Raw genomic sequence first — 23,492 nt, 5'->3', positions numbered from 1 at the left:
AAAATGAAAAATTTATATATAACACTGCTGTCGTTCATGATGTTGACTGTATCATCATGCGAAGAATATACAGACATTACGCCAAAAGGTGCTTTGGTGGTAGAAACACCAGAACAATTTCTTGAATTGGTGTCGCTTCCTGGAAGAGGTTATCCGATTAATAATTTTCAATATTTATCTGACGATCAATGGATGAGAGAGGCTAACGTAATCGGAAGAACGCCAAACATCGATATTCTTAATTTTACTTTTGACGAAAGTGTCGACCGCGTTTCTTTAATGACGGGTTCAAGCTTTTATAACCAAGCGTACACTTACATCAACAGATGGAACACTATTATTTCTTTGGTTGATAACAGTAAAGGAGATGAGAATGTAAAAAGATTGGCTAAAGCTGAAGCTAAAATTTACAGAGCTTACGATCATTTTTTATTGCTAAATACTTACGCAAAAGGATATGATCCGCAAACGGCATCGACTGACGGTGGAATCTGCATTATGGATAAATTTGATTTGGAAGCACAACCTTCTAAATCTACTGTTGCTCAGGTTTATGATTTTATTCAGCGTGATATAGAAGATGCATTACCTTACCTTCAGGAAAAACCAACCGATGTTTATCATCCTTCTTTAGCATTTGCTTATGCTTTTAAAGCAAAAGTACATTTGTTTAAACGCGAAATTGCAGCAGCAGAAGCGGCAGCGCAAAAATCGTTGAGCTACAATAATCAGCTATTTGATATGGTTGCCTACAATGCAAAAGGCGGACCAACATCTCTTGCTGTTCCTGCGGCAGACAATACAGAGGTGTTAAGTTATATGTACATGACAGGGTATAACGAAATGAATTTTGGACAGCTTTATATTATTAGTCCAGAATTGAGAACTTTATTCGGAACTAACGATGCGCGTTTTAATTTGTTCTTTAATTCTACAAGTGCAACCAATTTAGATCAAGGTTCCAATACAGCATATTGGGGAACTCAATATACAAGGTTCTTTTATCCAACTGTTGGCATGAAAACACCCGAAGTATATTTAATTCTTGCAGAATGTTATGCTAGAGAAAATAGATTTAGCGAATCGGTAACTGTTTTGAATACATTGAGGGCAAAACGTATTTTATCAGGAGCAGTAAACTTAGAAGTTCCAGCTACAAGAAAAGAAACAATGGATCTTGTTATTAATGAAAGAAGAAAAGAATTGCTTTTTGGTTTCAATAGATTTTTCGATTTAAAAAGATTAAATACAGAAACCGAGTATGCAAAAACAATTACGAGAGTTTTTCCACTTGTAAACAAAACAGTTCCGCAGAAAACATACACCTTACAGCCTAATTCAAGATTTTATATCGTTCCGTTTCCTTTATCGGCGTTGACAAAAAATCCAAAACTTACTTTAAATACAGACGAAAAAGTTCCGTTTTAATCCCAATGAAAAAGTTAATTATATCTCTAATCATGCTGTCGTGTTGGCAGCATGGTTTTGCTCAGACTCCCGAAAAGAAAGCCGATAGTACCAGTACACAGCCAAAAGGTATGCAGGCTTACAATAAAATAATTACCGATAAAGCTAAAAGCAAATCAGGTCTTTTTACGGTTAGCCAAGTTGATACTAAATATTACTTTCAAATTCCAGATAGTTTATTTAATCGATACATGCTTGTTGTAACAAGATATCTTTCAACGCCTGAAGGTTTTGGAACTTTTGGTGGAGAAAAAGCGAACGAGCAGACTATTTATTTTGAAAAAGGTTCCAATAATACGGTTTATTTAAGATCGCTGCAATACAGACAAGATGTTCGTTCTTCAGATTCTATGCTTGCAAAAGCATTAGAAGGAAGCAATGAAAATCCGATTGTGGCTGCGTTTCCAATAAAAACAACCAATCCAGACACCAAAGATGTGGTTATTGAAGTAACAGATGTTTTCAAGAAAGATAATGCGATGTTCTCTATCGGAAGTCAGGACAAAACAGAGAAAAAATTAACATCTCTTGCCGATGACAAATCTTTTGTTGAAAGTATTGATGCATATCCAATTAATATTGAGACTAAAACAACAAAAACGTATACAAGTTCTACTTCAAGCAGCGGAAGCATAACATTACGATTGAATACTTCGATTGTATTGCTTCCGAAAACGCCAATGCGCAAACGTTTCTTTGATGAAAGAGTAGGTTATTTTGCTAATAAATATGTTTTGTTTGATGATGACGAACAGCGGGCTCAAAAGAAATTTATTGTGCAGCGCTATCGTTTAGAACCAAAAGACAAGGATATTAAAAAATACTTGAGAGGTGAATTGGTAGAACCAAAGAAACAGATTGTTTATTATATCGATCCTGCAACGCCAAAAAAATGGAGACCTTATTTAATTGCAGGTATCAACGATTGGCAGAAAGCTTTTGAAGCAGCAGGCTTCAAGAATGCCATTGTGGGTAAAGAGTGGCCCGAAGACGATAAAACCATGAGTTTGGAAGACGCAAGATATTCTGTAGTGCGATATTTAGCTTCTGAAACACCAAATGCTTATGGACCAAGAATTAGTGATCCAAGAAGTGGTGAAATTATGGAAAGCCATGTTGGCTGGTATCATAATGTAATGAAATTGGTGCAGAGATGGTATATGATTCAGGCTGGACCTTTAGATCCAAGAGCAAGAAAAATGCATTTAGATGATGAATTAATGGGGCAATTAATCCGTTTTGTGTCTTCTCACGAAATCGGACATACCATTGGCTTACGTCATAATATGGGAGCGAGCAGTGCAACTCCGGTAGAAAAACTTCGAGATAAAAAATGGGTAGAAGCAAATGGACATACGGTTTCTATTATGGATTATGCCCGTTTTAACTACGTAGCACAGCCAGAAGATAATATTAGTCCAATAGGTCTTTATCCGCGTATTGGGAGTTATGATAAATGGGCTGTTGAATGGGGATATAAATATTACCCAAACACGAAAGATGAGTTTGAAGAAGAGAAATTATTGGCCAAATTAACAACTGATAGTTTAACGGCGAATCCGAAATTATGGTTTGGTGGAGAAGGAAAAGATGAAGATCCGCGTAGTCAATCAGAAGATCTGGGAGACGATGCGGTACTTGCCAGCGATTACGGAATTAAAAACCTGAAGCGCGTTGTGCCTCATCTAATCGAATGGACTTATCAGCCAAACGATCCGTATGATAATTTAGCAGACATGCATAAAGCAGTAGTAAGACAATACGGTTTGTATTTGTATCACGTTCTGAAAAATATTGGAAACAACTACATTACAAAACGAACAGTCGATGAAAAAGGAGTAGTTTATAAACCAGTTCCTAAAGCAAAAGTAAAAGCAGCGATAGACTATTTAGGTAGACAATTGTTTGTTTCTCCGCTTTGGATGTATCCGCAGGAAATTGATGATTTGATTGCTTTAAAGAGAGAAGATCAAATCTCAGATCAGCAGAATCAGGTATTGAATATGTTATTGAGCTCTGGAATGCTTTATAATATCAGTTTAAAATCGATGCAATCTGAAGGAGCATATACAGTTCCTGAGTTTTTAAACGATGTTCAGCAAATCGTTTGGGTGAAATTTAGCGGAGACGAAAAACAAGATTATTATAGAAGAAGTTTCCAGCGTGGTTATGTTGAAAAGCTAGGAATGCTCTTATTGCCAAAAGAATTAGAACCCGGAAAAGCGTCTAATACAGCACAGCGAAGTGATGTAAGATTGTATGGAAAACAGCATCTTTTGAAATTAAAAACAGATGTTACAAAATTGATGAGTGGTTCAACAGGAATCAATAAAGATCACTACGAAAACATTTTATTAGAAATAGATAAAATCATTACAAAACTAGATAAACCTACATCATGAAAAATTTATTAGTTATAGCATTTATTTTCTGTAGCTTTTTAGCTCAGGCGCAACTTACGTCAGAAGAAGAAGTAACTCCTGAATTGGTTGCAAAGCGTGAAGCAGAGAAAAAAGAAATCACAAAAAGTTATTTGGCTTTAAAAAATAGTTTTTTAACATCAGACAGTTTAGCGGTTGTTAAAAATGCAGAAGCTTTAAAAAGTGCCTTAAAAAACTTCAAGTTTAAAAAGTTAAATTTAGAAAACATGAATGCAGCTACAACTTCGAGAAAAGAAATTATCGAATTGGCAACGGCATTAACAGCAACAAAAAACATCAACAAACAGCGTAAGATTTTTGAAACACTCTCGGTAAAATATTGGGATCAAGCTTCAAAATTCAAACCTGCTGATGAGATATTGTATTTACAAATTTGCCCCATGACAGGTGCAGTTTGGACAAGTGATAGTAAGGAAATCAAAAATCCGTACTACCCAAAAAACATGCTGACTTGTGGTGAAGTAAAAGCAAGTTTATAATTTTTTTAATTTTGAATTAGTTTGATGAATGCGGTATTCTTTGTAGGGAAGCCGTATTTGTCGTTTATGAGAATAAGACTTAGACTAAGTTTGAAGTGAAATAAAAAAAGCCTGTAAACAAAGAGTTTACAGGCTTTTTTGTGGAGTCGCCGGGAATCGAACCCGGGTCCAAACGAGCAACTAAAGAGCTTTCTACACGTTTATTTCCTGATTGAATTTTCGATGTTGAGCTAGGCCAGAAACAACCACCCAACACTTATCTTCTTAATTTTCAAAATCCACCCGAAGCTCATGGAAATCTAGGTTTATTTTTACGGTTCCCCTGAACGGAACGCCACAAACCAAGGCTTTCCAGGAGAATCCAGCTTCTCTACCTTGTAGAGACGTGGCGCAATCTTACTATGATTCGGATTATGCAGCTAAAGCGTAATTATTTTCGCCGTGTAAAAGTGTGAGATCTTATATTTACGAGCAAGGTCTCAATGCTCGACGTGCTTACTGTTCAATTCGACTCGCTGTCAAAACCAGTCGACCCCAAAAATAAGTCTGCAAATTTAGAGTATTTGAAATTACTTTCTGCTAAAAATTTCAGAAAAATTTTGTTATTCTTCGTCTTTAAAATTAAAAGGGTAATCTCCAAAGACAGGAGCTAGTTTACGAACTGCATAAGTGTTTCTGGTCATCTTATTTGATAACGCAATAATCGTTACGCCTTCGTTCATCAAAGTAATGTAAGATGAGGTATTTCCATGCCACCATCCGTTATGGAAATAGAAATTCTGACCTGTTTCCCAGTTAATCATTCTAATTCCAAGACCATAATTTTTAGTTCCTTTGCGTTCGTTGCTGTAACCTGTGTATACTTGTTTCAATAATTCAGGTTTTAAGAAATCTGGTGATTGTCTTGCTCTATCAAATTTTAAAAGATCTCTAGCGGTAGAGAAAATGTTTTTATCGCCGTAAACATTGTCTAGATAATCAAAACCAATTTCTACGCCGTTACCTTTATACGAAGGAACAATTTTTTTTCTGTCTTTATCATCGTCAAAAACGTAGGTATTTTTCATTCCTAGTGGTTTAAAAATCATTTCAGACATTGCTTCTTTATAGCCTAAACCAGTAATTTTTTCGATAATAAGCGCCAACATTGCATAATTAGTATTACAGTAGCTAAAACGAGTTCCTGTTCTAGATTCTAAACCAATGTCTTTTGTTGCTAAAATATCAAGAATATCTTTATTGGTTAATTGATTATGTCGGTCCCAAATCGATTTATCACGATCTGTGAAATAAGCATAGTTGCGCATTCCGGTACGATGATCCAGTAACATTCTTATGGTACACTCTTCGTATGGAAAAGTTTTTAAGATCGTATTTACCTTTTGGTCCAATTCAATTTTACCCGCATTAACCAATTTTAAAACTGCTGTAGCCGTCAAAACTTTACTTACCGAAGCAATTTGTACAGGTGTTTCAGACGTTATTTTGGTTCCTTCATTTTTATTAGCAAAACCATTATATCTTTCAAATAAAATCTGTCCGTTTTTGGCAACCAAGAAGCTCCCGTTCATGTTATTATTGGGCCAGTTTTTATTGTAAAAGTGATTTATTCTGCCCACAACCGAATTTTTATATGCTTGAGAAACTTTCGGTTCTGGACCTAAAGGTTTCATTTTGGGTAAAGTATCTTCGACTGTTTGAGTAGTATCTGTTGTTGTTTTTTTGTTTTGACCACATGAACTTAAAACAAGTATGGAAAAAAGTAATTGTGGTATCTTTGTCTTTTTAAGGAAAATCATTTGCATCGTTCTTTAAAAACAAATATATCGAATTCAATTTTGTTGTATTCTTAGTTCTGAGGCTTTAATTTGTGTTTTTTAACATAATTTTAAGAAAAGTAAATTTTAGTCGATTGTTTTTCAGCTTTTAACGGTTTTGAAACATTTTAAATTGAATTTTAGAAACAAAATTTTAACTAAATTTGTTATATTTGAAACAAATGCATTGTAAAAAGTTATATTATTTAATATTAAAAAATCAGTTTAAATGAAATTTGGAATCATAAAAGAGAGAAAAAATCCGCCAGATAGAAGAGTCGTTTTTTCTCCAAATGAATTGACAAGGTTAAAACAGCTTTATCACGATGCTTCTGTAAAAGTGGAGAGTTCTGATATAAGAATATTTTCTGATGATGATTATAAAAATATGGGAATTACAGTTGCCGATGATGTATCTGACTGCGATGTATTATTTGGAGTAAAAGAAGTTCCCGTAGCCGATTTGATTCCTAATAAAGCCTATTTCTTTTTTTCTCATACGATTAAAAAACAGCCTCATAACAGAAAATTGCTTCAGGCAATTTTAGAAAAGAATATTGATCTATACGATCACGAAACAATTGTAGACGAACATGATCGTCGTTTAATTGGTTTTGGAAGATACGCTGGAATGGTTGGTGTATATAACGGAATTAGAGCTTTCGGAATTAAATTCGAATTGTTCAAACTTCCTAAAGCAGAGACACTTTCAGGAAAAGAAGATTTGATCAAGCATTTAAAACGCATCACAATGCCAGCTCTTAAATTTGTAGTTACCGGAACAGGAAAGGTGGGGAGCGGAGCAAAAGAAATTTTGGATGCCATAAAAGTGAAAGAAATTACGATTGATAATTATTTGACTAAAAAATACGCTCAAGCGGTTTATGTGCAGTTGGATGTTTTGGAATATAACAAAAGAAAAGACGGTCAGGTTTTAGATTTTACAGATTTTGTGAATCATCCAGAGGAATACGAATCTGATTTTGAAAGATTCACGAAGGTTTCTGATATTTATTTTGCAGGGCATTTTTATGCAAGTAATGCACCAATGATTCTAACAAAAGAAATGCTGAATGCAAGCGACTGCAAATTGAAAGTTGTAGCTGATATTTCTTGTGATGTTAATGGACCAATTGCTTGTACAATTCGCTCATCTACAATTGAAGAGCCGTTGTACGGATATTTTCCTTTAGAAGATAGAGAGGTAGATTTTTTTCATCCTGCTGCAGTTGCAGTAATGGCGGTAGATAATTTGCCATGCGAAATCCCTAAAGATGCCAGTGAAGGTTTTGGAGAACAGTTTATGGAACATGTAATTCCAGCTTTCTTCAACGGAGATAAAGACGGAATCTTAAAACGTGCCAAAATCACAGAAAATGGAAAATTGACAGAGAGATTTAGTTATTTGCAGGATTATGTAGACGGGAAATAAGTTTTTTTTGTTTCAAGTTTCAGGTTTCACGTTATTAAAAAAGGGAGGAAATTTTAAATTTCCTCCCTTTTTTAATTAAATTAGGTTTTATTCGTCAAGTATTTCAAAACATGAAACATGAAACATGAAACATGAAACAAAAAAAACTAAACCATCTCTTCAGGTTTCACCCAAGCATCAAAATCTTCTGGAGTTACATAACCTAAACGAACAGCTTCTTCTTTAAGAGTAGTTCCGTTTTTGTGTGCGGTTTGGGCTATTTCAGCGGCTTTGTAATATCCGATTTTAGTATTTAATGCGGTAACTAGCATTAATGAATTATCTACCAATTCTTTTATTCTTTTATGATTAGGTTCGATTCCTTGTGCGCAATGTTCGTCAAAAGAAACACAAGCATCTCCTAATAATTGTGCCGATTGTAAAAAGTTGGCTGCCATTACAGGTTTGAAAACATTCAATTCATAATGACCTTGCATGCCTCCAACTGCAATTGCCATATCATTTCCAATAACTTGAGCGCAAACCATTGTTAAAGCTTCGCATTGCGTTGGGTTTACTTTTCCTGGCATGATTGAAGAACCTGGCTCATTTTCAGGAATATGAATTTCACCAATTCCAGAACGCGGACCAGAAGCTAGCATTCTAACATCGTTAGCAATTTTATTTAAAGAAACGGCTAGTTGTTTTAAAGCTCCGTGTGTTTCTACAATAGCATCGTGTGCAGCAAGTGCTTCAAACTTGTTTTCAGCCGTTATAAAAGGATGATTAGTAAATTGGGCAATATACTCAGCTACTTTTACGTCATAACCTTTTGGTGTGTTTAATCCAGTTCCAACAGCTGTTCCTCCAAGCGCTATTTCAGATAAATGGGCTAAAGTATTTTTTAATGCTTTTAATCCGAAAGCTAATTGAGCGGCATAACCAGAAATTTCTTGACCTAAAGTTAATGGCGTTGCATCCATTAAGTGTGTACGCCCGATTTTGACTACGTCTTTGTATTCAGCTGCTTTTTTGGCTAATGTGGCGTGAAGTTTTTCCACACCAGGAATGGTAGTTTCGACCACCATTTTATAAGCCGCAATGTGCATTCCGGTAGGGAAAGTATCATTTGATGATTGTGATTTGTTCACATCGTCATTGGCTTTAATGAATTGTTCGCCTTCGCCAATTTCAAAACCTTTAAGAACTTGAGCGCGATTTGCAATTACTTCGTTCACATTCATATTGCTTTGCGTTCCAGAACCTGTTTGCCAAATTACTAATGGAAATTGATCATCTAATTTTCCTTCCAGAATTTCGTCGCAAACAGCAGCGATAGCATCTCTTTTTTCGATTGGTAAAACGCCTAAATCATAATTGGCATAAGCGGCTGCTTTTTTTAAGTAAGCAAAACCTTCAATGATTTCTTTTGGCATAGATGCCGCAGGTCCGATTTTGAAATTATTTCTTGAACGTTCTGTTTGTGCACCCCAATATTTATCGGCTGGGACCTGAACTTCGCCCATGGTGTCTTTTTCTATTCTGTATTTCATTATGTTGTTTGTAAAAATGTTATTCTGTAAATGTGAAATGTCTAAATGCGAAATGAAAAGTTTCTTTTGAAAATGAGTCTTTTAGCCCTGATGGTAGCGGCATCTCCCGATTTAGAAAAACAAGGCTTTTTAGCCGTAGTTTTTGTTTATCGGGAATACAGCGGACAGCAGGAATAGCTCCTGAAAATTATTACAATTGTCTGAGCTCTTTATTTCAAAGGACTTCAAGTTCAAAAAAAGCTTATTTAAAATGAGTATAAATATACGTATAAATGTTATTTAACGAAAATTGATTTAGATTTTATTGCTGAGAAAAAATATATACCCTACATTTGTCGTAACATTCAAAAATTCCGGAAAACATGTTTGAATTTTCACAGTACTTAGGCTTTTTACTTTTCTTAACCATTCTAACTATAGGGTTTTGGTTAATGTTTTTCTTGGTTGGTTTCGTATCTTATTGGGTTACGGGAGCAAGCTGGGAAATGATCAAAGAAAAAAGAGCCAGAAAAAGACAAGAAGAACAATCTATTAAATATTAGATTGATGTCATAAGAAAAGAACCCACTAGGGTTCTTTTTTTTTGCACAAAAAAAAGGAAATTCCAATCCCGAAGCCTTGGGAGAAATTCCAAATTCCAATACTTTGCGTTTAGATTTGTGTCAAAGTTTAAAACTAAAGTTATTCTGCTCATTTTTGTCATTCCGACCAAAGGGAGAAATCTCTGTCAGTAGCTCGACAAAGATTGGACTTTCGTTGAGGAGTTTCTTATGGAGATTTATTTCTCTTTTACGCTATCTATTTGACTAAATTCCAAATTTCTATACTTTGAGTTTAGAACTTTGTCAAAGTTTAAAACTTTGACAAAGTTAGACAGCTAAGAAGTAGGCTTAAAATAAAAAATTCCAAATCCCAATTATAATTGGAATTTGGAATTTTTGATATTGGAATTTAACATATGTTAACCCGGAAATTCTCCGCCACCTTCTCCGCCACCGTCGTTTCTTGGCTGTGCATTTTTGTCTCTTTCGCTTTTAGGTTTGTTGAAACGGTAAGTGAAAGATAAATTAAACTGACGTTTACGGAATTGGAATTCGCTATATGAATTTACATTGTCTAAGTAGGTGTAAGATCTCATTTTTCTTGAATTGAAAACATCGCTAATATTGAATGCAATAGTTCCTTTGTCTTTCATAACATCTTTACTGAAAGCTGTATTCATTCCGAATTGGCCTAAGTTTTTACCTTGAGCTGTTTTTTGCTCTCCGTTGTACATTGCTGTTAACTGCCAGTCAATTTTGTATGGTAACGTTACTTTAGAGTTTACTCTTGCAAACCAAGAATTAGCCTGATTGTCTAAATTTTGAACAATCTCGTTTCCTTGTGTGTCTGTATAACTGTGTTCTCCAGTTGTTTTTACATTAAAAAAGTTGAAGTTACTGTTTAATTTCCACCATTTGTATGGAGTGTAATTAAATGTAAATTCGAAACCAAATTTTTGTTCTTTTCCTAAGTTAATAGGCTGGCTTTTGATAACTGGGATTCCATTAACTTCATCACCCGTAGGAGATCGTACGAAGCTGAAAACGTCTTTTGTGTCTTCAAAATAGGCAGATGTATTAAAAGTTACTTTATCCCATTTTTTAATATAGCCAATATCATATTTATCTGTTAAAGAAGGATCTAAGTCTGGATTTCCTTGAAAGATATTAATGTTACTTGCATAGTTTACAGCAGGATTCATGAAACGACCTCTAGGTCTAGTTAAACGTTTACTGTAGCTTGCCGAGAAATTACTCTGATCTGAGATTTCGTAACTAACAAAAGCACTTGGAAATAAGTTATTGTATTTTTTAGTATTGAAATCGCTGTTGTCTAATAAGTTAACATGAATGTCTGTGTCTTCCCATCTTAAACCAAATAAATAAGAAAACTTATTTGCTTTGAAACCATATTGCGTGTAAAGCGCATTGATGTTTTCTTTGTACTCTAAGGTGTTTGATAAATTAGGATTTTTTACGCCTTGATCATCTGTTACAAAATATTCGTTATTCAGATCTCCAAAACTTCCTTTATAACCCGCTTCAAACTGTCCGCCTTTTCCTAATGGCAATACATAGTCTGCTTGAAAAAGAACTTGTTTCTGAACTTGATCGTTTAAAGTTGTATCAAATCTAGGAGAATCTTCGATTGTACTATTGCTATCGTCTGTATTTCTTGAAATAGAAAAATCTGCGGTAAGTTTATGTCCTTTATCGTTGAAGTTTTTAATCAAATTAGAAGTATATTCAAAGTTTTCACTTCCAGTATCTGCATTGTTTAAACGAAATGTTGTTCCTGTAAAATTTTGAGCAGCATCGTAGTTGTAGTAGTTGATCAAATCTCTATCGTCACCAGAATTTTTTTGGTAATTGATCGCATTGGTCCAAAATGTAGATGGAGTTATGGTCCATTCTACACCGGCTCTTCCGTTAAAACCTTTTCTAATACGTTGTGTATCGCGGTCTTCGTCTAAGTAGCTTTTTATTGTTCCGTCTGGATTAAGGTATTCGGAATTTGTTTTTCCTGCTCCTTCTGTAGTTCTATAATTGTAACCAGCAGTAGTGAAATAGTTTAACTTTTCTGTTTTATAGTTCAAATTACCGCTTAAACCGTAAGTTTCTGGCAAACCTGTTGAAGCAATAAAAGTTCCGTTGAAGCCTTGGTTTTTACCTTTTTTAAGAATAATGTTGATAATTCCAGAACCACCTTCTGCATCATAACGCGCCGATGGATTCGTAATAACTTCTACTTTATCAATTGCATCTGCAGGCAGTTGTCTTAAAGCTTCTGCCATGTTTATAGCTTGCGAAGGTCTTCCGTCAATTAAGATACGAATATTGTCGCTTCCTCTTAAACTTACATTTCCTTCTGTATCAACAGAAACAGACGGAACGTTGTCTAAAACATCGCTCACGCTTCCGCCTTTTACAATCATATCTTGACCGACATTGTAAACTTTTTTGTCCAATTTAATCTCAACTGTCGATTTTTCAGCTCGAACAACAACTTCATTTAACTGCGCTGCATCTTCGGATAGATTTATTACGCCTAAATTGGTGTCATCCTGAATGCTTCTTGCCTTAATTTCAGTTGGTTTAAATGAAATAAATTCAACCTTAATATCGTAAGTTCCAGGCGCAACAGCAACCTCAAACTCTCCTTTTGGATTTGTGATGCCTCCAGCGACAACTTTTGTATCGTTTGGAGCAGTAATCGAAATAGTAGCATATTCTAAGGGCTGTTTGCTTACTTTCTCGAAAACTTTCCCGGTGACTTTTACTTTATTCTTGCCACCTGGGCCTCCTTGTTGAGAGTAATTGTAAAAACTTGTAAACAAGAATACAAGCAATACTGCAAATTTGATTTTTTTCATTTTCTGGTTTTCTTTATTCCTTTAGACGGCAAATGTAGTTTTTGGTTTAAAGAGAGAAATCACAAAAAAATGTTAATAGGATATTTTAGAATCAATCTAAAAAAGAAGCGACCAATTCTGGGTCACGTCCAATGATGGCTTTTCCGTCTTTTACAACAATTGGACGCTCGATTAAAATAGGATTTTCTACCATCGCATTAATGATCTCATCATTGCTTAGAGTCTTACCTTTAAAATTTTCAATCCAGATTTTTTCTTTAGTTCTGATAAGCTGAATTGGTTCAAGATTTAACTGTACTAATAGTGTTTTTAACTGATCAAAAGTTGGAGTTTCGGTTAAGTAAGGAATGATTTCAAAATCTTGATTCGATTTTTCGATAAAAGCTAGGCAGTTTCTTGATTTTCCGCATCTCGGATTATGGTAAATTTGTATCATTTTGTTATATTTAAACGTTTCAAATATTCTTACAATAAAAAAGGGGTATTTTAGCAATATCAAAAGTAAGATTAACTTATCGAATTTGAATTCTCATTTTTTAAAATTTTAAATTTATGTTTTTAGAGCAAGGGATTAAACCTGAAAATAAATTTTGGAAATATCTTTTAGGATCTGTCTTTATTATTTCAGCGTCTTTTGTTGGCCAACTTCCAATTACAGCAGCTGTGTTTTATAAAACATTTACCGAGCACATCGCTTTTCCAACAACTAACGAGGGTGTTATGAACATGTTCGAGTCGAATACGACGCTTTTTCTGGTCATGATTTCGTTTGTTTTTGCGTTTGCAGGAATTTATTTTGTTGTAAAATTTATTCATCATCAAACCTTATTGTCAGTCACCACTTCAAGATCTAGAGTAGATTGGAATCGAATTTGGTTTTCTTTTTTTGTGTGGACATTTTTTTCACTGCTTAGTTTTTTGTTTGTCTATTTAAGAGCTCCGGAACAATTTGTGTTGCAATTTAAATTGATTCCTTTTTTAGTATTAGTAATTTTAGGTTGCATTTTAATTCCGATTCAGACAACTACAGAAGAATATGTTTTTAGAGGATATTTAATGCAAGGATTTGCCAATTTAGCGCAGAACAGATGGTTTCCGCTCCTAATGACTTCTGTTATATTCGGTTCAATGCATTGGACTAATCCAGAAGTTGGTAAAATGGGAAATATTATAATGATTTATTACATAGGAACAGGATTGTTTTTAGGAGTTATAACTTTGATGGATGAAGGAATGGAGCTTGCGCTTGGATTCCATGCTGCAAACAATCTTGTGGGAGCTTTGTTGGTTACATCAGATTGGACTGTTTTTCAAACGAATTCTATATTTAAAGATCTTTCAGAACCTTCGGCGGGAATCGATGTTATTCTGCCAGTTGTGGTTATTTATCCTCTTCTGCTTTTTATTTTTAGTAAAAAATACGGTTGGACAAATTGGAAAGAAAAGCTAACGGGAAATATTAATCATGTCGAATTAAAAGCTTAAGAATATGCAAAACTTAACTCAAAATAACGTTCACAATTATTTCAAATTAAATGGATATCATTTAAATGCGAAAGATCTGTGCCGTATCGCTTATAGTTTTATCAAAGAAGGAGATGCCTACGAACAATCAATAGGGGAGTTCTTTTTGGATTGGTTTGATAAAAAGGATTATATCGAAATGACTACTTCTGGTACAACAGGCCTGCCAAAATTAGTTAGGCTGAAAAAACAAGCCATGATACAGTCAGCGCTTGCAACTGGAGATTTCTTTGATTTAAAACCAGGAGATAAAGCGTTGTTGTGCCTTCCAACGCAGTTTATTGCTGGAAAAATGATGCTGGTAAGAAGTTTAATTTTAGGTTTAGAATTAGATGTTGTCTCACCAAGTCTTCATCCGCTGGAATTAAATACAACGACTTATGATTTTGTAGCAATGGTTCCGCTTCAAGTTCAAAATTCTATTGCTGGATTGTCTAAAGTTCGTAAGTTGATTATTGGAGGTGCTAAATTAGATTCGGCTTTAGAGGAGAAATTGTTGCCACTTAAAACGGAAATCTATGAAACATACGGAATGACTGAAACCATTACGCATATTGCTGCGAAACGTTTAGGCGATTCTGTTTTTTCGATTCTTCCAAATGTAAAAATTTCTCAAGATGATCGCCAATGTTTGGTTATCAATGTGGCTACAATATCAGATGAACCAATTGTGACTAATGATTTGGTTGAATTGTTGAATGAACAGCAGTTTAAATTTTTAGGACGAATAGATAATGTAATCAATAGTGGAGGAGTAAAGTTGATTCCAGAACAGATTGAAGCGAAATTGATTGGAAAAATAAACAGCAGATTTTTTGTTACTGGACTTCCAGATACCACTTTAGGAGAAAAATTAGTTTTGGTTATCGAAGGAGAAAAACAAGAGTTTGAACCTGATTTTTTTGATGTTTTAGGTAAATATGAAAAACCAAAAGAGATAGTTTTTGTTTCAAAATTCAAAGAAAATGAAAATGGTAAGTTGTTGCGAAAACCTACTTTACAAGATTAAATACTAATCTTTTAAATTCCAAGGTTTCGCAATTTTGTCATTTCGTCGTAAGGAGAAATCTTCGCTAGAAACTCCACAAAGATTTGCTTATTGGAGCGGAGCTACTTGCGAAGATTTCTCCTTACGTCGAAATGACAAAGTTATATGGGATTAGAAAAAATAAAAAATTCCAAATTCCAAGTTTTAAGATTGGAATTTGGAATTTTAATATTGAGTATTCCGAAATAAATCGGAATTTGGAATTTATTTTTTTCTTTCCAAAAGTGCCATATAAAATCCATCAAAACCAGATTCTGAAGCCAGCATTTTACGATCTTCAATAAAAGTAAATTGTTGTCCGATTTCTGTTTTTAAGAACTTCTCTACTTGCTCTTGATTTTCTGATGGAAGAACAGAACAAGTTGCATAAACCAATTTTCCGCCTGGTTTTACAATTTTAGAATAGCTTTCTAAAACTTCACTCTGAACCTTACGGATATTATCAATAAACTCAGGTTGTAATTTCCATTTAGAATCTGGGTTTCTTTTCAAAACTCCTAATCCGCTACAAGGTGCGTCAATTAAAACACGATCTGCTTTTTCGTGTAATTTTTTGATCACTTTTGTGCTGTCAATAATGCGGTATTCGATATTAAAAGCGCCATTTCTTTTTGCTCTTAATTTCAATTGTTTCAATTTGCTTTCGTACAAGTCCATTGCGATCAATTGCCCTTTATTTTCCATTAAAGAAGCCATGTGCAAAGTTTTTCCTCCAGCACCAGCACAAGTGTCAACTACACGCATTCCTGGTTTTACATCCAAAAATCCTGCAACTAATTGAGAGTTGGCATCCTGAACTTCAAAAAGTCCTTGTTTAAAGGCATCTGTCAAAAATACATTGGCTCTTTCTTTTAAAACAAGAGCTTCTGGCTGGTCTTTTAAATATTCTGTTTCAATATTTAAATCCATTAAAGTATTTCGAAGGTTTTCTTTAGTGCCTTTTAAAGTATTGGTTCTAAGAATAACTTTTGCCGGCTGATTTTGCGCTGCAATTTCTTTTGCCCAAGCTTTTTCTCCAAGTTCTTTTACGCCCAATTCATCCATCCAATCCGGAATAGATTCTTTGATAGCTCTAGTCTTAGATAATTCGTCAAAACGGCCTTTTATTTTTCTTTCAGGAGTTCCTTCTAATTGTCTCCAATCTGGAATTGGATAGCCGCGTAAAACAGCCCAAACGGCAAACATTCTCCATAGATTATCTCTGTCGTAAGGTTCTTTTACTTCGGCAATTTCAGCGTATAATCGTTTCCAGCGAACAATTTCGTATATGGTTTCAGCAACAAACTTCCTGTCAGAACTTCCCCAACGTTTGTCTTTTTTTAATGCTCTTGCTACCACTTTATCAGCATATTCTCCTTCGTTGAAAATTGCATTTAAAGAGTCAATGGTAGTATAAACTAAATTTCTGTGTAATCTCATTTCTATAATTTGAGTTGCAAAGGTACTATTAATTGATTGAAAGTTAAATTTTTAATACTGAATCTTACTTCAGACTTTCACTAAATGAAAAAAACACTCTAAATTAGAGTGTTTTTGAAATTATTGTTAAGCTTTTTATTCTTTCGAAATAATACGCGTTAATCCAATATTTTCTGGAGCATGAAGCACCATTGGGAATTTCTCTATCTTAACAGAGCTGCTGTCCAGACCGAAAGCTCTTTCTTCAGACAAACTCAGTTTTTTGATGAAGAAATAAGAATTCATGATAATGTTTTCATGCCATCTTAAATCGTTGTCATTTGATAAGAATTTCTCAGACAATACAAATTTAAAGTCCCCAATAATATTGTTTTTATTCAAAGATTCATAACGGCTCGTAATATCAACTTCACCACGTTTTACCATATCTTTGATAACTTCTCTAAACATCAAATTTATCTTGGTAGGCTCTCTAAAACCTAAATTAAAGTCAATTCTGTAGATATCGTCTTTAGCAATCTCTGTTACTTTATATTGCGTTTTATATGGTTCAGTCAAGATATTCACATGAACAAACCAATAAATATCGGCTCTTTTCGGGCGCTTTTGAAGAATAGAATAAATGATTTTTTCCTCTAGTTCATCTACACGATTTGCGTTTGTCATATAAACCAAATGCGTAGCATATTTTGGAATAGATAAATCTTGGCTTAACTCTACCAAAACTTGTTTGTAATCATCAACCTTAACGACTTTTGTATAGTTTTTGTTGATTTTCTTAGCCAAGTACCAGATTGTCATAACAGAAATCAGCATACTTGCAATGATTAAAGTTACATAACCACCTTCTGCAAATTTGGTAATATTAGCGAAAAGGAAACTGAACTCAATCAATAAATAAATTGTGATCAACGGTACCATGAAGTACAGTTTTACGCGTTTCATGATTAAGTAGTAGTTTAAGAGAATCGTTGTCATGATCATACACAAAATAATCGCAAGACCATAAGCATGCTCCATGTTTCCAGATTTCTCAAAATGTAAAACGATTCCGACACAGCCAAAAAACAATAACCAGTTGATTGACGGAATATATAATTGTCCTTTTACCTCTGTAGGATATTTGATTTTTACTTTTGGCCAGAAGTTCAGACGCATTGCTTCATTGATCAAAGTAAACGAGCCAGAGATAAGTGCCTGAGATGCAATTACGGCTGCAAGAGTTGCAACTACAATTCCGAATGGTAAAAACCAATGTGGCATAATTAAGTAAAACGGATTTCCGTTTTCGCCTCCTAATTGCTGTAATGTGCTTCCTTCATGGTGAATCAAATAAGCTGCTTGTCCGAAATAGTTTAAAACTAAAGTCGTTTTTACAAACATCCAGCTAATTCTGATGTTTTTTCTTCCGCAGTGTCCCATGTCAGAATACAAAGCCTCGGCTCCAGTTGTACATAAGAATACAAAACCAAGAACGAAGAAACCATCAGGGTGTATCGATAATAAATGATAAGCGTAGTAAGGATTGATCGCTTTAATTACCTCTGGATAATTCAGAACCTGAATTGTTCCTAAAGTACCCAGCATTGCAAACCAGATTAACATCATTGGGGCAAAGAATTTACCAACCAATTTAGTTCCGAACTGCTGAATAGTGAATAAAACGAATAAAATTGTAATTACGATATACACAATGGTTTGTGTTTCCATCGTCGGGTAGAAAGCTCTAATTCCTTCTACAGCAGATGAAATCGAAATAGGCGGAGTTATAATTCCGTCAGCGAGTAGGGCGCTACCTCCAATAATGGCGGGTACTATGAGCCATTGAATTTTTGTTTTTTTGACTAATGCATATAAGGCAAAAATTCCTCCTTCACCGTGGTTGTCAGCACTTAAAGTAATAAGTACATATTTAATTGTAGTTTGTAATGTTAAGGTCCAGAACACACAAGAGATACCACCTAAAACAATATCAGCATTTATCGTGTGATCGCCTAATATAGCCTTCATTACATACAATGGAGATGTTCCAATATCTCCATAAATAATCCCTAAAGTAATTAATAAACCCCCAATAGACAACTTACTATGTAAGTTTTTATGCGATGCGCTCATGTTAATTTTATAAAAAGACGGTTGCAAATTTACTGTTTTAAAACAAATTAGAGGCATTTAAAATTAAAAAGATAAAAAAAAGCACAATCGTAAAATTGTGCTTCTGTTTTTGAATATTATTTATTTGGAAAATTAACCTCGTCTTCCGTTTCCTCTAGAATTCGAGCTGCTTTCTCTTTGGCTTTGTCCGCCTCTAGATTCTTGGCTCATTTTTGGAGATTCTTGACTTGGTCTAGAAGCTTCTTGGCTCATTCTTGGAGATTCTGAACGCTGACTTTGCTGTGGTCTAGCTGAATAATCTCTATTTGAACTGCTAGATTGATTCTCTGAGTAGCTTCTAGTACTTCTTTCAGCTCTTGGAGCAGATGTTTCACGGCTTGAGTTACCTCTTGATGTGCTAGAAGAATTATTGCTACCATAATCTACTCTCTGAGAATTTTGTGCTCTCGGAGTGCTTTCAGCTCTTGGAGTATTATTCGTACTATTAGAATAATCACGAGTTGCGCTTCTTTGAGTATTTACATTTTCAGTGCTTCTGCCTGTAGAATTGTAGCCTCTGTTGCTGTTTCCATTGCCATTATTGCTTCTGTCGACAGAAGGTCTATTTGTACTGCTTCTGTTATCAGCATATGTTCTGTTAGAAACTCCATTGTTAGATGTTGTTCTGCCACTGTTATTTCTGTTTGTATTGTACGTATTTCTGTTAGTTTCTCTGCTTACAACACGTCTTTGATCTAATTCGTATCGATTTGTTGTGTTAGCATGTCTTTCCGCAAAACTATAATTCGGACGCATTCTTTCGTAACCATAAGTACGTCTTGTTTCGTAAATAGCAGAAGCTCTATAGCTTCTTCTCACATTTACATAATTGTATGTATTGTGTACATTGATGCATACATTTACGTTGTTTCTGTATCTGTAAACAGGGTAAGGTGTCCACGCTGTGTAATACGTTGGATAATAGCCCCAGTACCAAGTTGAATAATAAGGTCTGTAATTTGTTACCCAAAACGAAGTGTAAATAACAGGAACCACACTATAAACGGGCTCATAAATATAATTTGCTCCGTATAAATAAGTGTTTCCTACAATCTGAACACTTACTTTGTTGTAATTGTCTCTCTCCACATCGATAGTTGCAATGTCTTGGTAAACATCACGATCTAAAACGGCTTGGATAATAACAACGTGTGTTCTGTTTTCTACACTCTCAATAACGCGAAGATAATCTACTTCGTTATCACCATTAAGGTCTAAGTTTGATATTTGATATTTAGGATCATTTAAACGTCTTTCAAAATCTTGAAGGTTAGCTGATTCTCCAAACATCGAAGCAACAGCTCTTAAATCTAAGTTATCGCTTATATCTGAGTTTTTTGCATAAACAGTAGCTCCAGCTTGGGCTTGGCACGAACTAATTCCTAATGCAAATAGGGCTAGTAAAAGTAATTTCGCTTTCATGATAAAATCATATTGAAGATTAATATTCTGAGATATCCAATTACTGTGCCATAAAATTTATTCAAGATAATTATGAGTTTAGTTTCTTGGTTATCAGTATCTTTTTTTTGTTATCGTCTATGGAGAAATACGTCTAAAACTGTAAATACAAATGGAATAATAATATCTTTTGGTCGAATACCAGGATCGTTACTGTAGCCTGTATTTTTAGAAGTCATGATAATATTAATGGTTGCCACATCTTCGAATATGTTTGGTTTTATTTCCGATTGAATGATGATGATTTTAATATTGTTTTGAATTTTTTCTGTAACTCTTAAATAATCAACCTTTCCATCATTATTTAAATCTAAGTTTGAGATTCGTTCATCAGGATAATTTAATCTTGTTTCAAAATCTGCCGCGTCTACAGATTGAGAAAATATCATAGAAACAGCATTTAAGTCTAAATTGTTTTCTACATAAGAGTTTTTAGCGTAAACATTTACTTTTTGGGCGTAAGTGGAATTTACTAGTAGTATAAAAATCCCTATAAATAATATATTTTTCATATTTTACTTGTTAAATGTATTTTGTAAGAAAACAATTACCATGCCAGAAAAGAATATAGAATGATTTTGAAATTTTATAAATAATCGTATTTTAGCGTTAACCAAATTTTAAATTTCCTATGAAAAAACTCGCTTTATTTTGTGTTATTTTTATTTTGCTGATGTCTTTTAGGACATTTAATTATAAAACTGATATTGTTTATAATAATGGCTTTACATCAATGACAATAGATACATTGTTTAAAGACAGAATTAGTATTAGAGCAATTCTTATTGATAAAAATAAAGTTTGGTACGGGGCAGATAATTCTCGTTTTGGTTATTATGATTTGGATAAAAACGAGAAATTTGAAGAACATATTTACCGTGATACACTTAAATTAGAATTTAGAAGTATAGCGCAAACATCAAAAGATATTTTTTTGTTGAGTGTGGCAAATCCAGCACTTCTTTATTCCGTTTCAAAAAAAGACCGCAAAGTTAAATTGGTTTATAAAGAAATTAATCCGAAAGTATTTTATGATAGCATGCAGTTTTGGAACGATAAGGAAGGAATTGCAATTGGTGACCCGACAGAGGATACTTTCTCTATTATAGTTACTCGCGACGGCGGAGAAACTTGGACAAAATTATTGTCTGATAAATTACCAACAAATAGCACTGGAGAAGCTGCTTTTGCAGCGAGTAATACCAATATTGTTATAAAAGGAAACGATACATGGTTGGTATCGGGCGGAAAAAAAGCGCGTGTTTTTTATTCTCCAGATAAAGCAAAAACGTGGAAAGTTGTAGAAACTCCAATCGTGCAAGGGAAACAAATGACAGGAATTTTTACTGCCGATTTCTACGATTCTAAGCAAGGTTTTATTGCAGGAGGAGATTATGATCTTCCTAATAATAAAGCCAATAATAAGGCTTTTACAAAAGATGGCGGGAAGACTTGGCAATTAATTGGTCAGAATATGGGATTTGGTTATGCGTCATGTATTCAATATGTTCCAGGAGGCAATGGAAGAGAAATTGTTTGTGTAGGTTCAGAAGGAATACAATATTCTCAAAATGGAGGAGAAAACTGGATGCAGCTTTCTACAGACACCAAATTCTTCACCATTCGTTTTGTGAATAGAAATACTGCTATCGCAGCAGGACATAATAAAGTAGTTCGATTGAATTTTAAATAAAAAAATAAGAACCCTAAATAATAAAGTAAGTATTATTATATAGGGTTCTTATCGCTGTTGTTTCTTTAAGTCTAGTCTTTATTGCCTTTATCTCGATATTGCTGCAATAGTTTTCGATTAAAATCGTCTTCTGATTTTTTAAGTAAAAGTATCTTCTTTGCAGGAAGTACTTTTTTCAGACTGCTCATGTATTTTTCACGAAGCTGATATATTTCTTTATCAGTACTTTCGATTTGAGATAATAACGTTGCCGCTTCTTTATCTGAAAGATTTTTAAGATTATCATCTTTTAATTGTCTCAGATAAGTCTTCATTTTCAAATACTTTAATTCATATTGCTTATCGTCATAAGCATTATAAATAGGCCAGAATTTTTCTGCTTCAGTTGAAGTTAATTCCAATTCTGTTGTTAAAAATGACACTTTAAAAGCTTTAATTTTTTCTCGCTTTTCATCAATTTTTCCGCTTTGGGCAAAAATTGAAAAACTTATCAGAAATAGCAGGAGTGGTAAAATGTTTTTTATTTTCATTGTTAAGCTAAGTTGTTGAGTTAAGTTTGATTTAATTTTGTTCTGAAATTAAGTGTTCTAAGTTCGGACTTGTAGCTAAAATATCTTCTAGTGTTTCGTCTTCTAAAGTGACATCGTTGCCTAATTTTTCTATATCACTGTCGTCTAAGGTCTGAATTAAATCATATTGGCTGATATTGGAGTGATAAGATAAATAAGTTTCTAAAGTAGCTTCGTCAAGTTCGTTTGAACTGGCTTTATAATTATTTACGATCGGTATTAATAATGCAAAACCAATTACTGCAGCGGCCGCTAGAGAGATTGTTTTGTTACGTTTGTAAAAAGGAATTACTTTAACTTCTTTTTCGTCTAATTGCTGTAAAACCTTCTCTGAAAAATGATCAAAATAATTGTCTGGAGTTTTAAAACCAGATTTTATTTTGGGTTCGTTTTCTAATTTAAATGTTTTCATGATACTTATAAGATAGTTTTTGTTACAAAAGGTTTAATTTGATGTAACATATAATTCAATTTTTTTTACTGCGTGATGATAAGAAGCTTTTAAAGCTCCAACAGATGTTCCTAAGATTTCTGCGATTTCTTCATACTTCAATTCCTCAAAATATTTCATTTTGAAAACTAATTGCTGTTTTTCTGGAAGTGTTACAATTGCTTTTTGAAGTTTGATTTGAATTTCATCTCCATCAAAATAAAGATCTGCTTTTAAATTATCGATCGTTTTATTCTGCAGATCTTCAGATGAAATTCCGCTTAATTTTGCTTTTTGCGATAAAAAAGTCAAAGCTTCATTGGTAGCAATGCGATACATCCAGGAAAAAAGTTTACTTTCTCCTTTAAAGTTTTTAAGATTTTGAAAGACTTTTACAAAAGTGTTCTGTAAAACATCGTCGGCATCATCATGATTCAAAACAATGTTTCGAATATGAGAATACAAAGGTCTCTGATAATCGGACAAGAGTTTTTGAAACGCAGTATTTTGCGTTTCGGGACTTAATAATTCTTTTATAAATTCTTTCTCGTCTATCAAAGTTTTTGTTTTGTAAACTTTCTTTAATAGAAGTTAGACAGAATTTAATGTAA

Annotated in this window: 19 protein-coding genes and 1 other RNA gene; 8 read left to right on the top strand and 12 right to left on the bottom strand. The window is 33.9% G+C overall.

Annotation, left to right across the window (positions count from 1 at the left end; genetic code table 11):
• The first annotated feature begins 3 nt into the window (after positions 1 to 3).
• From SOM12_RS01875 to SOM12_RS01865, 3 genes are read left to right on the top strand one after another with little or no spacing between them, the layout of a single operon-like run.
• A complete protein-coding gene (locus tag SOM12_RS01875; protein ID WP_320492185.1) occupies positions 4 to 1,428 on the top strand; it encodes a RagB/SusD family nutrient uptake outer membrane protein in 1,425 nt (474 codons plus the stop codon).
• Positions 1,429 to 1,433: 5 nt separating this feature from the next.
• Positions 1,434 to 3,869, top strand: a complete 2,436-nt coding sequence (locus SOM12_RS01870) for a zinc-dependent metalloprotease (RefSeq protein WP_320492184.1) — start codon at positions 1,434 to 1,436, stop codon at positions 3,867 to 3,869.
• Positions 3,866 to 4,387: a DUF3347 domain-containing protein gene (locus SOM12_RS01865; RefSeq protein WP_320492183.1), complete on the top strand. Its 522-nt coding sequence runs from the start codon at positions 3,866 to 3,868 to the stop codon at positions 4,385 to 4,387. The genes SOM12_RS01870 and SOM12_RS01865 overlap by 4 nt, the downstream gene beginning before the upstream one ends.
• Before the next feature lie 138 nt (positions 4,388 to 4,525).
• On the opposite strand, the gene ssrA is transcribed toward SOM12_RS01865, so the two are convergent.
• Positions 4,526 to 4,923: a transfer-messenger RNA gene (ssrA, locus tag SOM12_RS01860) on the bottom strand.
• Between the two features lie 66 nt (positions 4,924 to 4,989).
• On the bottom strand, positions 4,990 to 6,192 hold the full coding sequence (locus SOM12_RS01855; protein ID WP_320492182.1) for a serine hydrolase domain-containing protein: 1,203 nt from the start codon (positions 6,190 to 6,192) through the stop codon (positions 4,990 to 4,992).
• 241 nt (positions 6,193 to 6,433) lie between these two features.
• Between SOM12_RS01855 and SOM12_RS01850 the strand changes: the two genes are divergently transcribed.
• Complete coding sequence (locus SOM12_RS01850; protein WP_320492181.1) at positions 6,434 to 7,636, top strand: NAD(P)-dependent oxidoreductase; 1,203 nt, start codon at positions 6,434 to 6,436, stop codon at positions 7,634 to 7,636.
• 146 nt (positions 7,637 to 7,782) lie between these two features.
• Here the strand turns inward: SOM12_RS01850 and fumC are convergent, their stop codons facing one another.
• Positions 7,783 to 9,168, bottom strand: a complete 1,386-nt coding sequence (gene fumC / locus SOM12_RS01845; RefSeq protein ID WP_320492180.1) for a class II fumarate hydratase — start codon at positions 9,166 to 9,168, stop codon at positions 7,783 to 7,785.
• Positions 9,169 to 9,530: 362 nt separating this feature from the next.
• Between fumC and SOM12_RS01840 the strand changes: the two genes are divergently transcribed.
• Positions 9,531 to 9,710 carry a hypothetical protein gene (locus SOM12_RS01840; protein WP_095928943.1) on the top strand — a complete coding sequence of 60 codons (180 nt, stop codon included), beginning with the start codon at positions 9,531 to 9,533 and terminating at the stop codon, positions 9,708 to 9,710.
• A 419-nt stretch (positions 9,711 to 10,129) separates the two neighbouring features.
• Here SOM12_RS01840 and SOM12_RS01835 read toward each other — a convergent pair whose 3' ends face one another.
• Both SOM12_RS01835 and arsC read right to left on the bottom strand, forming a co-directional pair.
• Complete coding sequence (locus SOM12_RS01835) at positions 10,130 to 12,583, bottom strand: outer membrane beta-barrel family protein (protein ID WP_320492179.1); 2,454 nt, start codon at positions 12,581 to 12,583, stop codon at positions 10,130 to 10,132.
• Positions 12,584 to 12,674: 91 nt separating this feature from the next.
• Positions 12,675 to 13,019: an arsenate reductase (glutaredoxin) gene (gene arsC, locus SOM12_RS01830; RefSeq protein ID WP_320492178.1), complete on the bottom strand. Its 345-nt coding sequence runs from the start codon at positions 13,017 to 13,019 to the stop codon at positions 12,675 to 12,677.
• A gap of 116 nt (positions 13,020 to 13,135) precedes the next feature.
• Here arsC and SOM12_RS01825 point away from each other — a divergent pair, with 116 nt between their 5' ends.
• Both SOM12_RS01825 and SOM12_RS01820 read left to right on the top strand, forming a co-directional pair.
• On the top strand, positions 13,136 to 14,068 hold the full coding sequence (locus SOM12_RS01825) for a CPBP family intramembrane glutamic endopeptidase (protein WP_095928940.1): 933 nt from the start codon (positions 13,136 to 13,138) through the stop codon (positions 14,066 to 14,068).
• Positions 14,069 to 14,072: 4 nt separating this feature from the next.
• Positions 14,073 to 15,116 carry an AMP-binding protein gene (locus tag SOM12_RS01820; RefSeq protein WP_095928939.1) on the top strand — a complete coding sequence of 348 codons (1,044 nt, stop codon included), beginning with the start codon at positions 14,073 to 14,075 and terminating at the stop codon, positions 15,114 to 15,116.
• A 243-nt stretch (positions 15,117 to 15,359) separates the two neighbouring features.
• Here SOM12_RS01820 and SOM12_RS01815 read toward each other — a convergent pair whose 3' ends face one another.
• The 4 genes from SOM12_RS01815 to SOM12_RS01800 all read right to left on the bottom strand — a co-directional run bounded on the left by SOM12_RS01815 (position 15,360) and on the right by SOM12_RS01800 (position 20,701).
• Positions 15,360 to 16,574, bottom strand: coding sequence for an RsmB/NOP family class I SAM-dependent RNA methyltransferase (locus tag SOM12_RS01815; RefSeq protein WP_095928938.1), 1,215 nt, complete (start codon positions 16,572 to 16,574; stop codon positions 15,360 to 15,362).
• Positions 16,575 to 16,709: 135 nt separating this feature from the next.
• The gene (locus tag SOM12_RS01810) at positions 16,710 to 18,689 is read right to left on the bottom strand and encodes a KUP/HAK/KT family potassium transporter (protein WP_095928937.1); all 1,980 of its coding nucleotides are present in this window, start codon (positions 18,687 to 18,689) and stop codon (positions 16,710 to 16,712) included.
• Positions 18,690 to 18,821: 132 nt separating this feature from the next.
• A complete protein-coding gene (locus SOM12_RS01805) occupies positions 18,822 to 20,150 on the bottom strand; it encodes a hypothetical protein (protein WP_095928936.1) in 1,329 nt (442 codons plus the stop codon).
• A gap of 110 nt (positions 20,151 to 20,260) precedes the next feature.
• Entirely contained in the window at positions 20,261 to 20,701 is a 441-nt protein-coding gene (locus tag SOM12_RS01800; RefSeq protein WP_095928935.1) for a hypothetical protein, read from the bottom strand.
• A 119-nt stretch (positions 20,702 to 20,820) separates the two neighbouring features.
• Between SOM12_RS01800 and SOM12_RS01795 the strand changes: the two genes are divergently transcribed.
• Positions 20,821 to 21,882: an oxidoreductase gene (locus SOM12_RS01795; RefSeq protein ID WP_095928934.1), complete on the top strand. Its 1,062-nt coding sequence runs from the start codon at positions 20,821 to 20,823 to the stop codon at positions 21,880 to 21,882.
• 71 nt (positions 21,883 to 21,953) lie between these two features.
• Here the strand turns inward: SOM12_RS01795 and SOM12_RS01790 are convergent, their stop codons facing one another.
• The 3 genes from SOM12_RS01790 to SOM12_RS01780 are packed head-to-tail and all read right to left on the bottom strand — an operon-like array spanning position 21,954 to position 23,439.
• Entirely contained in the window at positions 21,954 to 22,412 is a 459-nt protein-coding gene (locus tag SOM12_RS01790) for a sensor of ECF-type sigma factor (RefSeq protein ID WP_095928933.1), read from the bottom strand.
• Positions 22,413 to 22,443: 31 nt separating this feature from the next.
• On the bottom strand, positions 22,444 to 22,863 hold the full coding sequence (locus SOM12_RS01785; RefSeq protein ID WP_320492177.1) for a hypothetical protein: 420 nt from the start codon (positions 22,861 to 22,863) through the stop codon (positions 22,444 to 22,446).
• 33 nt (positions 22,864 to 22,896) lie between these two features.
• On the bottom strand, positions 22,897 to 23,439 hold the full coding sequence (locus SOM12_RS01780) for an RNA polymerase sigma factor (protein WP_250836904.1): 543 nt from the start codon (positions 23,437 to 23,439) through the stop codon (positions 22,897 to 22,899).
• Between the last annotated feature and the right edge of the window lie 53 nt (positions 23,440 to 23,492).

The organism is Flavobacterium sp. CFBP9031, assembly GCF_034044945.1.
In the GTDB taxonomy this organism is placed as follows: domain Bacteria; phylum Bacteroidota; class Bacteroidia; order Flavobacteriales; family Flavobacteriaceae; genus Flavobacterium.
The sequence above is the reverse complement of the archived record's forward strand: the minus strand, read 5'-3'. Positions and strand labels throughout refer to the sequence as shown.